The sequence below is a fragment of the Flavobacterium gelidicaeli genome (assembly GCF_013294005.1).
Lineage (GTDB): Bacteria > Bacteroidota > Bacteroidia > Flavobacteriales > Flavobacteriaceae > Flavobacterium.
Map to the genome: position 1 here is coordinate 13,191 of NZ_JABSNK010000005.1, position 15,174 is coordinate 28,364.

Annotated in this window: 13 protein-coding genes; 10 read left to right on the plus strand and 3 right to left on the minus strand. The window is 33.1% G+C overall.

All coding sequences use genetic code 11. The annotated features are described in order from the left end of the window. Positions 1-27: 27 nt before the first annotated feature. The gene (locus HNP99_RS08790; protein ID WP_173853004.1) at positions 28-2,511 is read right to left on the minus strand and encodes a zinc-dependent metalloprotease; all 2,484 of its coding nucleotides are present in this window, start codon (positions 2,509-2,511) and stop codon (positions 28-30) included. Positions 2,512-2,811: 300 nt separating this feature from the next. Between HNP99_RS08790 and HNP99_RS08795 the strand changes: the two genes are divergently transcribed. The 10 genes from HNP99_RS08795 to HNP99_RS08840 all read left to right on the plus strand — a co-directional run bounded on the left by HNP99_RS08795 (position 2,812) and on the right by HNP99_RS08840 (position 12,618). Continuing rightward, positions 2,812-3,426 carry an alpha-ketoglutarate-dependent dioxygenase AlkB family protein gene (locus HNP99_RS08795; protein WP_173853005.1) on the plus strand — a complete coding sequence of 205 codons (615 nt, stop codon included), beginning with the start codon at positions 2,812-2,814 and terminating at the stop codon, positions 3,424-3,426. 114 nt (positions 3,427-3,540) lie between these two features. Further along, positions 3,541-3,984: a hypothetical protein gene (locus tag HNP99_RS08800; RefSeq protein ID WP_173853006.1), complete on the plus strand. Its 444-nt coding sequence runs from the start codon at positions 3,541-3,543 to the stop codon at positions 3,982-3,984. A 529-nt stretch (positions 3,985-4,513) separates the two neighbouring features. Next, positions 4,514-5,479 carry a Gfo/Idh/MocA family protein gene (locus tag HNP99_RS08805; protein WP_173853007.1) on the plus strand — a complete coding sequence of 322 codons (966 nt, stop codon included), beginning with the start codon at positions 4,514-4,516 and terminating at the stop codon, positions 5,477-5,479. 58 nt (positions 5,480-5,537) lie between these two features. Then, positions 5,538-6,425, plus strand: coding sequence for a 3-hydroxyacyl-CoA dehydrogenase family protein (locus HNP99_RS08810; RefSeq protein WP_173853008.1), 888 nt, complete (start codon positions 5,538-5,540; stop codon positions 6,423-6,425). A 73-nt stretch (positions 6,426-6,498) separates the two neighbouring features. Beyond that, positions 6,499-7,713 (plus strand): DUF1015 domain-containing protein, encoded by a 1,215-nt coding sequence (locus tag HNP99_RS08815; protein ID WP_173853009.1) that lies wholly within the window; start codon positions 6,499-6,501, stop codon positions 7,711-7,713. Between the two features lie 28 nt (positions 7,714-7,741). Continuing rightward, a complete protein-coding gene (locus tag HNP99_RS08820) occupies positions 7,742-8,404 on the plus strand; it encodes a YggS family pyridoxal phosphate-dependent enzyme (RefSeq protein ID WP_173853010.1) in 663 nt (220 codons plus the stop codon). Between the two features lie 134 nt (positions 8,405-8,538). Further along, complete coding sequence (locus tag HNP99_RS08825) at positions 8,539-9,900, plus strand: exonuclease domain-containing protein (RefSeq protein ID WP_173853011.1); 1,362 nt, start codon at positions 8,539-8,541, stop codon at positions 9,898-9,900. A gap of 19 nt (positions 9,901-9,919) precedes the next feature. Further along, on the plus strand, positions 9,920-10,747 hold the full coding sequence (locus HNP99_RS08830; RefSeq protein ID WP_173853012.1) for an ion transporter: 828 nt from the start codon (positions 9,920-9,922) through the stop codon (positions 10,745-10,747). 179 nt (positions 10,748-10,926) lie between these two features. Beyond that, positions 10,927-11,844, plus strand: a complete 918-nt coding sequence (gene miaA / locus HNP99_RS08835) for a tRNA (adenosine(37)-N6)-dimethylallyltransferase MiaA (protein ID WP_173853013.1) — start codon at positions 10,927-10,929, stop codon at positions 11,842-11,844. Between the two features lie 33 nt (positions 11,845-11,877). Continuing rightward, the gene (locus HNP99_RS08840; RefSeq protein ID WP_173853014.1) at positions 11,878-12,618 is read left to right on the plus strand and encodes an acyl-[acyl-carrier-protein] thioesterase; all 741 of its coding nucleotides are present in this window, start codon (positions 11,878-11,880) and stop codon (positions 12,616-12,618) included. A 207-nt stretch (positions 12,619-12,825) separates the two neighbouring features. On the opposite strand, the gene HNP99_RS08845 is transcribed toward HNP99_RS08840, so the two are convergent. Both HNP99_RS08845 and HNP99_RS08850 read right to left on the minus strand, forming a co-directional pair. Next, positions 12,826-13,539 (minus strand): response regulator transcription factor, encoded by a 714-nt coding sequence (locus HNP99_RS08845; RefSeq protein WP_173853015.1) that lies wholly within the window; start codon positions 13,537-13,539, stop codon positions 12,826-12,828. Between the two features lie 5 nt (positions 13,540-13,544). After that, complete coding sequence (locus HNP99_RS08850) at positions 13,545-15,128, minus strand: sensor histidine kinase (RefSeq protein ID WP_173853016.1); 1,584 nt, start codon at positions 15,126-15,128, stop codon at positions 13,545-13,547. Positions 15,129-15,174 lie beyond the last annotated feature (46 nt).

Here is a 15,174-nt window from a genome sequence, read left to right on the forward strand (position 1 = left end):
AAACTGTATTATCAATAATACATCAGCTTATTTAGGATCTAATACTAATGCAATACGTGCTATGCAATCATCATAATGGTAACGCGTTTCAGTATTCAAAGCTCCTTTTTTAGCGGTTGCTAATTGTGTTTTCAAAGCTTTTAATTCTCCTCTAACTAAAGCTCTCACATCAGATTGTGACACATTATAATAATCATCTCTCCTGCCTGTTGATTTGATTTCTTCTTGCATTAAATACGCCATTCTTTCTATGTAAGCCCTTTGTAAATTTCTACGATAAATAGTCACATTTGCTACAGCACTAGCCTCTTTCCAAATTCCTTGACGCATATCGCGAAACAAATCTAAGGCTTTGTAATTAGCCGTCCCCTGAACTTCTGCGTCTATTAAGCGACCAATACGGTCAAAACTTAATAATGAATTTAAGTGACGTGCTTGTAAACTCCTAAAACGTTCTGTATATCCTGCATAATCAATATTCTGTAAAGTTTGCATGTTGATTAACCAGGTAGGTGATGCAAAAGCATTTTCTTGCAACCAAGCCATTGCTTCTTGCTGTTGCGCTTTAGGGACTACTGAATAAACAGCTCCTTTTTGGTTTGGCTTTTTAGTATCTTCATGTACCCCACCTATATTAGTCACAACATGACCTATATAACGGCTCCATACACTTAAAAACTCCCCATACAATTCGCTTAAATCTTCATAATTATTGGTTGCATCACTCGTCCATTCTGATAAATGTTCTCCTACGTAGCGCAAGTTTTTCAAACCGTAAGTACTCGCTTTCATCGAATTACTTCCTATGTCTTCCGTTTGTGAACTAGGATCAAAACTGCTGCTTTGTTTTCCGTATTTATAAATTGGATCACCCGCTTTTTCTAGAATCCATTGATCAAGTGTTGCTACTTCAGCTTCTGGAGATGTAACATCAGGAATCATACGATATCCCCAATTAACAGCATAATGGTCGTAAGGTCCCATCTGGCGAATAAATCGCACACCTTTGTCACCTGGCTGGGCAATATAATTAAAACGAGCATAATCCATTAAACTAGCTGCTATTCCGTTTTTTTGCGTGAATTCGCCATCTCTATAACTCTCCACATCATAAGCGCAACTTGCACCCATATTGTGCGGAAAACCAAGCGCGTGTCCTACTTCATGAGCTATCACAAAACGCATCATTTCGCCCATTTCTTCCTCACTGGTATTTAACGTTCTTGCACTTGGGTTTGCTGCTCCAGTTTCTAATAAGTAACGATTTCTATACGAACGTAAGTGGTTGTGGTACCAGATAATATCACTTTCTATAATTTCACCTGTTCTTGGGTCAGAGATACTTGGTCCAACTGCATTTCGAGTAGTACTTGCCACATATCTTACAACAGAGTAACGCATATCTTCAGGGCTAAAATCAGGATCTTCCTCTTTAGTAGGAGGATCTTTAGCTATAATAGCATTTTTAAAACCTGCTGTTTCAAATGGCTTTTGCCATTCTTCAATTCCTGCTTTGATGTATTTTCGTAGTTTTTCAGGCGTTGCAGGATCAATGTAATAAACAATTGGCTTGATTGGCTCTACCAGCTCCCCTTTTGCGTAAGCGATAGGATCTTTAGGCTCTAACCTCCATCGGCGAATGTACGTTTTGTTATCTGATTTTAGTTCTTCACTATTATAATCGTACTGACTCATTGTAAACCAGCCTACCCTAGGATCAGCTAATCGTGGTTGCATTAATTTTTCGGGCAATAAAATCATCGATTGATTCATTTGCACACTTATCGTTTCTGAGTCTTGTAAAACAGGTGGTTTGGCCGCATTGTAAGTAAAATCTTGAATCACTTCAATATTCATAGGAAAACTACGCATGGTATTGATAAAACTACGTGATTCATCTAAACCTTTGACCTTGTAAGATTCCCGCATATTTGCCGAAATTCCGCTGATTGATTTAACATCAGTACTGTAAAACTTAGTCACATCAATTACTGTATTCAAGGAATCTTTACTAAAAGCCACAATATCAAAAGCAAATAATGTAGGCTCGTAATTGTTGTTCTTTACCGAAATGCTAATAGGCAAACTATCATTTGCAACAGCGGCATAGGACTTTATTTTTATTAAAATCTTATCTTGAAAACGCTGCCAAACAATCAATTGCTCATTCGTTTCTGAACCCGCATTTACATAACCTCCACCTAAATTAGATGGTAGTTTAGACAGCCTACTTACCAGCAACATGTCTTTATCAAGTAGTGCATTTGGGATCTCAAAAAAGTATTTTTTATCAACTTTATGCACCGTAAACAAACCCGGATCAGAGATTGCATCCTTAGTAATCACCTTGCTGTATTCCTTAATTGTGGTCTCAGGTTTTTTTTCTGCAGGAGCAACTACTTCTGTTTTTTTGTTCTTTTTCTCGCGTTTATGCCACTCTTTTTGGGCAACTGTTATGTTTGGCACAAATAAAAATCCAGCCAAAGTCGTCAAAATGAATATTTTTCTCATTTATTGGTTATTAATGATTAATCAATCTCAAAAATAAATTTAAGCTAGGCTATTCTGCATTTTTTGCAGTTATTTAACGTATAATTAACGATTATATTTAATTTTACTACCTCTTTTATCTTAGTATTTGGGCGTGCCCTTACAGGTCGGGTTTTTCGCTACAATCTCCCGAAAAAACGGGAGGATTTTCACTACACCCCCTCACGCAAATCGCGTTTAAAAAGAAATAAAATTGCAACTACAGCTCCTAAAAATTCAAAACATTTTCCGAACTTTGATTTTTAAAAACGAACAAGCATAATGGATTTATTCAGTACCCAACCGGATCAAGACATCAATTTATTACCACATGATGGCACCGTAAATTATTACGGCACATTAATGACAGTGGCAAAGGCAAATGAATATTTGAAAGCCTTACTCGAAACTATTGATTGGAAAAATGATGAAGCAATTATCTTTGGCAAACTAATTATTACCAAACGAAAAGTAGCTTGGTATGGTGATATTCCGTTTAAATACACTTATTCAAACACCACAAAACAAGCCTTGCCGTGGACAAAGGAATTAATAGAATTAAAAAAAATAGCCGAAGATAAAACGGGTGAAACTTATAATTCATGCCTACTCAATTTATATCATGATGGTAATGAAGGTATGGCTTGGCACAGTGACGCCGAGAAAGATCTAAAAAAAAATGGTGCAATTGCTTCGTTAAGTTTTGGTGCTGAAAGAAAATTTGCTTTTAAACACAAAACAACAAAAGAAACAATAACTAGAGTCTTACAAAACGGAAGTTTACTCGTCATGAAAGATCAAACACAAAGCCACTGGTTACATCGCCTGCCTCCTACTAAACTGATTACTAAGCCTCGCGTTAATCTTACTTTTAGAACTATTGTTGTTGGTTCATAATAGTTTATTTTTAAAAACGTTACATTAGGTATTGTTAAAGTAATTTTTTAATTGGTTATTTGTCTTATCAAATTATAGCCAAAAGTCATTTATAAACCAGCAACAAAAAATAAAATGAAACTAAATTTTATTAAAACCATATTACTAGTATTTATAACGATATTCTTCTTTTCTTGTTCAAAACAAGATGACACAAATTCACCCGAAGCTTACTCTCCTGAGACAACTTTAGAACCAGGTACAAATGCAAATACCGAAGTAAGCCTAACAGCAATTACAATAACGGGAGCTGTAAAATCAGGTTATAAAATTGTAATGTTTGATACACAACCTATAAATGGAGCAAGTTTACCACCTACAATAATGGAGGTTACAACTGACGCAAACGGATTTTCATTTTTTGATTTGACTGCATTAATCACAAATAAAATTGCTCAAACTTACTATTTTGAAGTTTTTGAACAAGTTGGTACAGATTATGTTTGGAAAAGTCAATCCCACTATACTGTTGATTTATCTAAAGGTACCATAGCAAAAAGCGCTATTATTGTAGATTAAATAACTTCAGTAGCAAGTGCTATTAAATATAAAAAAACTTATGCTCGATTTTATCGAGCATTTTTTTTGTTTATAAACATACTTAACCTCAGTTTAGTATTTTAAAATTATAATTTATTAGTGCAGTACGGAGCTGTTTTAAATTTTTCTTATACTTTTAAAACAAGAAAAAAGAGTTACTATTAAAATCACGTTTACACTATTGCAGTCAAAAACAATTGTAAAGCAGTACACCTTGATAGTGGCTCCTTTAGAACAGAAGCTCATACACTTTACTTAAAAGAAGGCTTTACCATAAGTGCCTCTCATTTTAGTAAAATTATTAGTGAATCTTAAAATCACGAAATTTAAATATAATCTACTATTGCTAAAAATTGACAAACCTAAATATTATTTAGAAATGATTGCATTGTGCTCTTTTTTAATTATAATTTCTGTTGTTCTATGAATCGAAATTTCCACTAATAATTGTAATAATTCCTTATTTATTGTTAGTATTAATTCCTATTTTTGTACAAATTACATCATTATGCTGAAAATTGGAGTATTAGGTGCTGGTCACTTAGGAAAAATACATTTACGACTATTACAACAATCTGAAAAATATGAATTAGTTGGTTTTTACGACCCTAATCAAGAAAATGCCGATAAAATATCTAAAGAATTTGGTTACAAACACTTTAGTACAATAGCCTCACTTATTCATGCTGTTGATGTTATCGACATTGTTACTCCTACATTATCGCATTATAAATGTGCTAAAGTAGCCATCAAATCAGGGAAACATGTTTTTATTGAAAAACCCATTTCGAATACTATTGAGGAAGCTGATGAAATTATTGCGCTAGCTAATGAGTATAACGTTAAAGGACAAGTAGGACACGTAGAGCGTTTTAACCCTGCCTTCATTGCTACAAAAGGCATGATTGAAAACCCAATGTTTATTGAAACACATCGTTTGGCTGAATTTAATCCCCGTGGTACTGATGTACCAGTTGTATTGGATTTAATGATTCACGATATTGATGTGATTTTGAGTGTAGTAAAGTCAAAAGTAAAAAATATTAGCGCCAGCGGAGTTTCGGTAATAAGTGATACGCCCGATATTGCAAATGCTCGTATCGAATTTGAAAATGGTTGTGTTGCTAATTTAACAGCAAGCAGAATTTCAATGAAAAACATGCGAAAAACACGTTTCTTTCAAAAAGATGCCTACATCTCTGTTGACTTCTTAGAGAAAAAATGTGAAGTTGTAAAAATGAAAGATGCACCTGAAGTACCTGGTGATTTTGATATGATTTTACAAAATGCAGAAGGAGTCAAAAAACAAATCTATTTTTCTAATCCTGATGTAGAGCAAAACAATGCAATACTAGATGAATTAGAAACTTTTGCAGATGCAATTACAAACAACACAACGCCAGTGGTGACTTTAGAACAAGCAACAGCCGCTTTAAAAGTAGCCTACCAAATTATTGATTGTTTTGATAAATAAAAATACAATTCGGATTTAAAAGTTAAACGAGAAAACTTTAAAATTAAACATACTTTAAATGAAAATAATAGCAGTAATAGGTGCAGGAACAATGGGTAACGGAATTGCTCATACGTTTGCACAAAGCGGTTTTACCGTAAAACTAATCGATGTTTCAGAGAAATCATTAGATAAAGGAATGGCAACTATTGCCGCAAACCTTGACAGAATGGTTACAAAAGGAACTATTTCTCAAGAAGATAAAGCAAAAACAATAACTAATATTATCACTTACACTGATATCAAAGATGGTGTTGTAGGTGCTGATTTAGTTGTTGAAGCGGCTACTGAAAATGTAGCATTAAAACTGGAGATTTTTAAGCAATTAAATGAAGCTTGTGCTCACAATACTATTTTAGCAACAAATACATCTTCTATTTCAATAACTCAAATTGGTGCAGTAGTTACACATCCTGAACGCGTTATTGGAATGCATTTTATGAATCCGGTGCCCATCATGAAATTAGTCGAAATCATTCGTGGATACAATACAAGCGATGAAGTAACTAAAAATATCATGTCTTTATCCGAAAAATTAGGAAAAACTCCTGTTGAAGTCAACGATTATCCTGGTTTTGTGGCTAATAGAATATTGATGCCAATGATCAATGAAGCGATTGAAACATTATACAATAAAGTAGCTGGAGTTTATGAAATAGACACGGTTATGAAATTAGGAATGGGACACCCAATGGGACCTTTACAACTTGCTGATTTCATTGGTCTAGACGTATGTTTAGCTATCTTGAATGTAATGTATGATGGTTTCAAAAATCCAAAATATGCCCCTTGCCCATTATTAGTAAATATGGTACGTGCAGGAAAATTAGGAGTGAAATCTGGTGAAGGTTTTTATGACTACGCCGAAAGCAAAAAAGCGGAAAAAGTTTCTAAACAATTTATATAGTTTAAAATGTCCAAAAGTAGTCTGACTTAATTTAAGTCTCCTACTACTTTTGGACTTTTATTCTTGACCCATTATGGCAAAAATAATTCCTTTTAAAGCCGTTCGTCCTACTCGTGATAAGGTATGCTTAGTAACTTGTCGTTCTTATGAAGAGTATGTCACTGCAGAGCTGGCAGCACAATTAGATTTTAATCCATTGTCTTTTTTACATGTTATAAAACCAGCGTATAACAATCAAGAAACGGTTACTTTTGAAAAAAGATACCGACAAGTCCATCAAAAATACCAAGATTTTAAAACTGAAAATATATTAGTAAAGGATAAAAAACCCGCAATATACATTCATAAAATTGTAACTAAAACACAATCTTTTACCGGAATAATTGTAGGCGCTAATATTGACGATTACCGCAATAATAAAATTAAAAAACACGAAGAAACCTTGGCTTTTAGAGTGCGATTACTCAAAGAGTACATGAAATATTCAGCGTTTAATACGGAGCCCGTTTTAATGACTTATCCGGATAATAAACAAATTGAGGAATGGATTTATAATCAAACGCAAAAATTAGCTGATCTTGAATTTTCGACTACAAAAAAAGAGATTAATTATTTATGGAAAATAGATGATTCGTTAGAAATCAACTGGATTCAAACTATTTTTTCTAAGATTGACTCGCTTTACATTGCTGATGGACACCATCGTACTGAAGCAGCGCGATTATTATCCGAAGAAAATCCAAATGATGACAACAAAGCACATCTATTGAGTTATTTAATTTCTGAAAACAACATTAAAATCTACGAGTTCAATCGTTTAGTTAAAGATTTAAATGGATTAAGCAAACTGGATTTTATTACCGCATTAAATACAAATTTTATTGTCGAAAATAAATACCAACAGCCGTATCAACCTGCTGCAAAACATGAATTTGGGATGTATCTTGATGATGAGTTTTATAGTTTAAAACTTAAAAACGAAATTAAAAATACTGCTGACGCTCTAGAAAGCCTGGACACACAAATAATTTACAATATGGTTTTGTTACCTCTTTTAGCAATAAAAGATTTGCGTAATGACGAGCGCATTGAGTATGTCTCTGGTAAACAATCTATTCTAGAATTAAAAAAGCAAATTGACGAAGGCGATTTTGAAGTAGCATTCACTCTATTCCCTTCTAATATTAATGAAATAAAGGCTCTGGCAGATAATAATTTGATTATGCCACCAAAAAGTACGTATATTGAACCTAAGTTTAGAAGCGGAATCGTAGTTTATGAACTTTAGAAAATAACAATAGCATAAAAAGCATCTCATGGCAATAGCAAGTAATTTACAAAATATAAAAGCAACACTTCCTGAAAACGTAACCCTTGTTGCTGTGTCAAAAACAAAACCTGTTTCTGATTTAATGGAGGCTTATGATGCTGGTCAACGTATCTTTGGTGAGAATAAAATTCAGGAAATGGCTGACAAATGGGAGCAAATGCCCAAAGACATATTATGGCACATGATAGGACATGTACAAACCAATAAAGTGAAGTTTATGGCACCGTTTGTGCAATTAGTTCATGGTGTAGACAGCTTAAAACTATTACAAGAAATAAACAAACAAGCAGCAAAAAATGACCGCATAATTGCTTGTTTATTGCAAATACATATCGCTGAAGAAGAAACTAAATTTGGCCTTGATAAAACCGAACTACAAGCTATTCTAGCATCTGATGCTTTTCACGAAATGAAAAACATTAAGGTTATTGGATTAATGGGAATGGCAACATTCACAGATAACAAAAACCAAGTTAAAAAAGAGTTCTTGCATTTAAAAAGTCTCTTTGATGAATTTAAAAATCAACCTACTGAAAACTGCCAATTAAGTACTGTTTCAATGGGAATGTCTGGTGATTACCAACTAGCTGTTGAATGTGGGAGCACCATGGTTCGTGTAGGAAGCAGTATCTTTGGAGGAAGAAATTGATTTACGATTAAAGCGTTTCTGATTTATAATTTCAATTGACTATAAGCCCAAGCAATAGTCTAAAAGCGTCGCTTTTGAAAATTAAAAAAAACTAAAAATGGAACACTTTAATCCTCAACTTTAAACAAAAAAATTTGTACGCAATATTAGACATAGAAACAACTGGAGGCGCATTTAACGAGGAAGGAATCACTGAAATTGCCATCTATAAATATGATGGCCATGAAATCGTGGATCAGTTCATTAGTTTAGTGAATCCTGAAATTCCTATTCAGCCCTTTGTAGTCAAACTAACCGGAATTAATAATTCAATGTTGGTATCTGCCCCAAAGTTTTATGAAATAGCCAAACGCATCATTGAAATCACTGATGATTGCGTTATTGTAGCCCACAACGCCGACTTTGATTATCGTATTTTAAGAACTGAATTTAGACGTTTAGGATATGATTTTACCATGAAAACACTTTGCACTGTAGAGTTATCAAAGAAATTATTACCTGAACAACCCTCACACAGTTTAGGCAAATTAGTGCGGGCTTTAGGAATCCCTATGGCTGACAGGCACCGTGCAAGTGGCGATGCATTAGCGACAGTCAAATTGTTCCAAATGTTGTTAGAAAAAGATGTTGACAAGGAAATTGTAAAAGACTTTATCAAACTAAAAATTGAAAAAGGAATTGCGCCTAAATTACTAGACATCATTAATAGTCTTCCCACAAAAACGGGGGTTTACTATATTCACAATGAAAAAGGGGATCTTATTTACATTGGGAAAAGTAAAAACATCAAAAAAAGAATCAATCAGCACTTTACTGGAATAACCACTAGTGCTAAAAAAATTCAAGCCGAAGTTTTTACCGTGACTTACGAGGAAACTGGTAGTGAACTTGTTGCACTATTAAAAGAAAGTCAAGAAATTAAGATTCATAAACCCAGATACAACCGTGCACAACGAAAAAATATTTTTCAATGGGCTCTATATCCAGAGATGGATAAAAACGGTTATCTAAATCTAAAATTACTAAAGGCCGACGGTAGAAAAAAAGAAATCACCTCATTTACGACACTTAATGAAGGTAAGAATGTACTTTTTAAAATCACCGAAAAATATAAATTATGTCAAAAACTTACTGGTTTATACGAAAGTAAAGCCGCCTGTTTTCAATATAAAATTAAAGAGTGTGACGGCGCTTGTATTGGTGAAATCACTCCACAAGAATATAATGCTAGAGTAAAAGATTTTATTACTAATAGTGAGTTTGAAAGCCAAAACATGGTGATTATTGACCGCGGTAGAAAAGTGAGCGAACGCAGTGCTGTACTTATCGAAAACGGAATCTATAAAGGCTATGCTTTTTATGACTTAAACTATCAAATTAATAAAATCGATATTCTGAAAAATATTTTGATCCCAATGCAAAATAACCGCGATACTAAAAATATTATTCAAGGTTACCTAAGGAGAGATAAAAGCCATAAAATTATAAAGTTCTAAACTAATTTCATTGCTATAAATGAACCAAAGCAAATCACAATACGAGATCTTTAGGCAAAAAGTGCATATCATTATTTATGGTACAAGCACTAAAGCGGGACGTTTATTTGATTTAATACTGCTAGGACTCATCCTACTCAGTGTGGTTTTAGTAATGATGGAAACCGTAGCTTCTTTTGATCTAAAATACCATTCCGAACTCGTTTTTCTTGAATGGGCAATTACCATTTTCTTTACTTTAGAATATTTTTTGCGCATTATTTCAATAAATAAACCCTGGAAATATATCTTTAGTTTCTACGGTATTATTGACTTACTCGCTATTTTACCCATGTATATGTCCATTTTCTTTGTAGGAACCAGTATTTTTAGTGTGGTTCGCTCCTTGCGATTGTTGCGATTATTTAAGATTTTGAACCATCCACAGTTTACAAATCAGTCGGTGCAATTAAAACAAGCCATTAATGCAAGTCGAGGCAAAATCGTAGTATTCATCTATTTTGTGCTTATTATAACCATTATAATCGGCTCAATTATGTACGTTGTAGAAGGTAAAGAAAGTGGTTTCACAAGTATTCCTGCTAGTATCTACTGGACCATTGTAACGCTCACCACGGTGGGTTACGGAGACATTTCACCTGTTACCCCTTTAGGTCAATTTATTGCCTCCTTTGTAATGATTTTAGGGTACGGTATTATCGCGGTGCCTACCGGTATTGTAACAGCCGAAATCGCTAAAAACAGTCAGAAACCCTCAACTAACTCTCAAAATCCTTGCGTAGGTTGTGGCGCTGAAGATTATCCCATTAAAGCAAATTTTTGCCATAATTGCGGACACGAACTTTAAATTACAACCCAAACAAATACATCTAATTAGGAGCTATTTCCAGCTATCCATTACAACTCCTCCTTTGCAATTTGTATTTCTAAACCATAAAAGGAGCTTCTAAAGGCGCTCTTTTTCGGTAAGAAATACTAACTTGCAGGCGTCCGGGGTTTCCATTATTATCTGGGCTAAAAAAAGATATGAAACACTTAATAACCATCATTGGACCTACAGCTATTGGTAAAACTGCCCTGAGTATTCTTGTGGCAAATCACTTTAAATGTGAAATAGTTTCTTGCGATAGCCGACAGTTTTTTAAGGAAATGACCATTGGTACTGCAGTTCCCTCTACATCAGAATTAGCTGCTGCACCACATCATTTTATCCAGAATAAATCAATTTTCGAGAATTATACTGTAGGTGATTTCGAGAAAGAAGCCATTGCAAAAATTGATGCATTATTCTTAACTAATGATTATGTAGTTCTGGTAGGCGGATCTGGACTGTATGTCAACGCCGTTTTAAAAGGCTTTGATGAATTTCCAGAAATTGATGGTACCATCAGAGAAACGGTAACTGCCCAATATGAAAAATTGGGAATTCATTATTTACAAGAGCAGTTAAAAACTCTTGATAATAATTATTACGAATTCTTGACTGTAGACAATCCACAAACCTTGCAAAACCCACAACGTATGATGCGTTTTGTAGAAGTTTGTTTGGGTTCAGGAAAACCATATTCCTCTTTTTTAAACCAAAAGAAAAACAGTCGCAACTTCACTCCTATTGTTATAGGTTTGGAAGCCGATAGGAAGGTAATGTACAACCGCATAAATGAGCGTGTAAATATTATGCTGAATGAAGGCTTGCTTAACGAAGCCAAAATATTATATCCAAATAAGGCTTTGAATGCTTTGCAAACGGTAGGTTATCGGGAATTATTCAGTTATTTTGACAAAGAAATTACTTTAGAATTTGCGATTGAAGAAATCAAGAAAAACACTAGACGTTTTGCTAAACGCCAATTAACATGGTTCAAGCGTGATGAAGAAACCGAATGGTTTGATTTTGAAACACCTTACCAAACAATATTTGATTATATTAAAACGAAAATCTAAACACAACACCTTACTACAAAACAATATTATTTCATGCCAATAAGTCCAAATTTCACCTCAGTTTTAAGTAAAGACTGGGAGATCAATTTTTCGCAATGCATGCCTAATGGCTATTTAAAATACACTGATTTATGCAATATTTTACAGTTAACTGCTGCTGCACATTCTGACATGGGTGGAATAAGTTTTTCGGATATGCAAGAATTTAATCAAGCTTGGGTTTTAAGTAGAATGCGTGTAGAAGTTGCGGCTTTACCTAAATGGAGAGATATTGTAACAGTAACTACATGGATCAATACTTTAGAAAACTCTCGTTCTATACGTGCGTTAGAAGTTCATGTTAACGGAAAAAAAATTATAGGATCAGAGACTTTTTGGGCTGTTTTCAATACTGAAAGACGTCGCCCAGAAGCGTTGAGTCTTCCTCATGAACACTTTGAGTTATACCCTGAAAAGAAAGCAACTGTAGCAGGTTTTTCTAAAATAAATATTAGTAGTGAGAAAGAAGAACTTTTTGAAAAAACAGTAAGCTTATCTGATTTAGATATTGTCAATCATGTCAATAATGTTAAATATCTAGAATGGTGTATTGATCTTATGGATGCAAAGCTAATCTTAGGTCAGAAGATAAAAAGTTTTGAGATGAATTTTTTAAAAGAATTATCTTTAAAAGACAAAGTTGTTATTCATGAAAATGTGGCCGATGATGCTATTATCTTTAGTATTTCTAAGGAAGACAAAAACAGTTTTGCATTACAACTTAATCTTAAATAGCAGGATTGCATTAACCCTGACTGCAATGAAAAGCATTTTGAAATAAAAAAAATGAATTTCCTGATTAAAAAAAGCGACCAGCGGAAGCTCTTTTTTAGTCATTGGAAATTCTTTTTTTATGAGAAATCTTGTAATGTAAGGCAGGAATAGTTACAAAAAAAAAGGCTCCAATTTCTCGAAGCCTTTATTCTATTTATACTGTTTTGATTATACAGTTTTGTTTTTTACAACTAATCTAAATCCTTCACCGTGAATATTTAGCACCTCTACATTTTCATCTAACTTAAGATACTTTCTTAATTTAGCAATGTAAACATCCATACTTCTTGAGGTAAAGTAATTGTCGTCTCTCCAAATTTTAGTCAATGCTAATTCTCTTGGCATTAAGTCGTTTTCGTGAAGAATCAACATTTTTAATAATTCATTTTCTTTTGGAGACAATTTAATAGGCTCTTGATCCATAAAAGTCAAGAATCTTAATTTAGAATTCAGGTGGAATTTACCAATATTGAATTCAAACTGTACTTGCTCTGTTTTAACGTCAGAAGATTTTCTTTGAATAATTGCTTTGATTTTCATCAACAATACTTCAGAGTCAAAAGGTTTATTCAAGTAATCATCAGCACCTGCTTTGTATCCTTTTAACACATCTTCTTTCATTGATTTAGCCGTTAGGAAAATAATAGGCACTTCGCTATTTTTCTCTCTAATTTCTTTAGCCAATGTGTATCCATCTTTGTAAGGCATCATTACATCAAGAATACATAAATCGTAAGTATCCTTTTTGAATTTTTCAAAACCTTCCATTCCGTTTTTAGCTAAAATAACTTCAAAGTCATTAAGCATTAAATAGTCTTTTAATACTGCCCCAAAGTTAAGGTCGTCTTCTACTAGAAGTATTTTTTTATTTATAGTTTCCATATTTCTTAATTTATTAGTGGTATTTTTATTATGAATGTGCTTCCTTTTCCTTTTTCGCTTTCTACGTAAACTTGACCATTGTGGTCTTCTACAATTCTCTTTACATAAGCTAATCCTAAACCGTGCCCTTTTACATTGTGAATGTCACCAGTGTGTTCTCTATAGAATTTTTCAAACACTCTTTTTTGAGCTATTTTACTCATTCCTAACCCATTATCCTTAACTTTTATAAGAATCATGTCTTTTATATTTTCTGTAAAAACTTCAATATGTGGCACATCTGGCGAATATTTAATTGCATTTTCAAGAACATTAACCAGTACATTTGTAAAATGTACTTCATTGATTAAAACCGTTGTTCTAGCTGCATTGAAGTGGCTTACTATTTCTCCTCCTCTATCTTCAAGAATTAAATTAACGTGCTCTATTGCATCATTAATCACTTCTACAACATCACTCGATTCTTTTTCAATATCTAATTCTTTTTTCTCTAGTTTTGAAATTCGCAATACATTTTCTACTTGAGCATGCATGCGTTTATTTTCATCCCGAATCATTTGCAAATACTTCATTACCTTCTCTCGGTCATCAATTATTTTTGGGTTTTTTATAGCATCTAGAGCAAGATTTATTGTTGCAATAGGTGTTTTAAACTCATGTGTCATGTTATTAATAAAATCTGTTTTGATTTCAGAAATTTGACGCTGACGTATTAATTGATTCAATGCACTCGAATAAGCAATGAGGATAATTAATGTGAAAATAATTGAAAGAACGCTTAAACTTATTAACTCTGACAATAAGAATTTCTTCTTATGCGGAAAACTAACCAATAACTTGTATTTTTCGTTCCCTTCATTATCAGTATACACTGGAGTAGAATAGGTTGTCTCTTTATCATATTTAAAATCGGCTGACTTAATTGCAGTGGCGATACCATTACTATAAATTCCGAATTCAAATTTTGTCTTAACACCAAATTGTTCTAACTCCTTTTTTATTAATTTCTCTAGTGTAACTTTAGAAACTCTTTCATCTAGCGGCATTGCAGCTGCAATATCTTTGTATGAAATTTCAAACTGTACTTTGTCTAATACATCCAGATTACCTGATTTTTCAATAGTAACGTCAGGAAGTAAATTCTGCTGTAAATTAGATTTATCAACTCCGTTATTATTATAAACTTCAGTTACTCTTTTAGAACTAAAATTTTTAAATTTCTCATTACTGAACTTTTTATTGAACAGTGAGGCAGAGATATCAAAATCTTCGGATATAATACTATTAGAATAAACAATTGTCTTGTTTGTCTTTGTATTTCTTTGAACGTAATAAAATTCAGTCAGGTCCTCTTTTTTAGGAATTTTACCCGTACTGTCCTTAATTCGATTGTATCTATCGTAAAATGTATAAGCTTCTTGTTTTTGCAATTTATCAGCAACGTTACCAATAACTTGCGTTACATGAAATTTAAATTGTTCATCATTATTCTTGAACGAATTATTAAACCAATATACTTGTACAAGTATTATCCCAATTAAGGATAAACTCATCAATAAAACCAGTAACCTAAAAAAAAGTTTATTCATCAGAACAAAATTAACATTTTAACAGTATGAATGATAATCTATTAAC

Excerpts from the sequence above, each read along its gene's own strand:
- HNP99_RS08790 (WP_173853004.1), bottom strand. The coding sequence starts at position 2,511 with ATGAGAAAAATATTCATTTTGACGACTTTGGCTGGATTTTTATTTGTG.
- HNP99_RS08795 (WP_173853005.1), top strand. The coding sequence starts at position 2,812 with ATGGATTTATTCAGTACCCAACCGGATCAAGACATCAATTTATTACCA.
- HNP99_RS08800 (WP_173853006.1), top strand. The coding sequence starts at position 3,541 with ATGAAACTAAATTTTATTAAAACCATATTACTAGTATTTATAACGATA.
- HNP99_RS08805 (WP_173853007.1), top strand. The coding sequence starts at position 4,514 with ATGCTGAAAATTGGAGTATTAGGTGCTGGTCACTTAGGAAAAATACAT.
- HNP99_RS08810 (WP_173853008.1), top strand. The coding sequence starts at position 5,538 with ATGAAAATAATAGCAGTAATAGGTGCAGGAACAATGGGTAACGGAATT.
- HNP99_RS08815 (WP_173853009.1), top strand. The coding sequence starts at position 6,499 with ATGGCAAAAATAATTCCTTTTAAAGCCGTTCGTCCTACTCGTGATAAG.
- HNP99_RS08820 (WP_173853010.1), top strand. The coding sequence starts at position 7,742 with ATGGCAATAGCAAGTAATTTACAAAATATAAAAGCAACACTTCCTGAA.
- HNP99_RS08830 (WP_173853012.1), top strand. The coding sequence starts at position 9,920 with ATGAACCAAAGCAAATCACAATACGAGATCTTTAGGCAAAAAGTGCAT.
- miaA (WP_173853013.1), top strand. The coding sequence starts at position 10,927 with ATGAAACACTTAATAACCATCATTGGACCTACAGCTATTGGTAAAACT.
- HNP99_RS08840 (WP_173853014.1), top strand. The coding sequence starts at position 11,878 with ATGCCAATAAGTCCAAATTTCACCTCAGTTTTAAGTAAAGACTGGGAG.
- HNP99_RS08845 (WP_173853015.1), bottom strand. The coding sequence starts at position 13,539 with ATGGAAACTATAAATAAAAAAATACTTCTAGTAGAAGACGACCTTAAC.
- HNP99_RS08850 (WP_173853016.1), bottom strand. The coding sequence starts at position 15,128 with ATGAATAAACTTTTTTTTAGGTTACTGGTTTTATTGATGAGTTTATCC.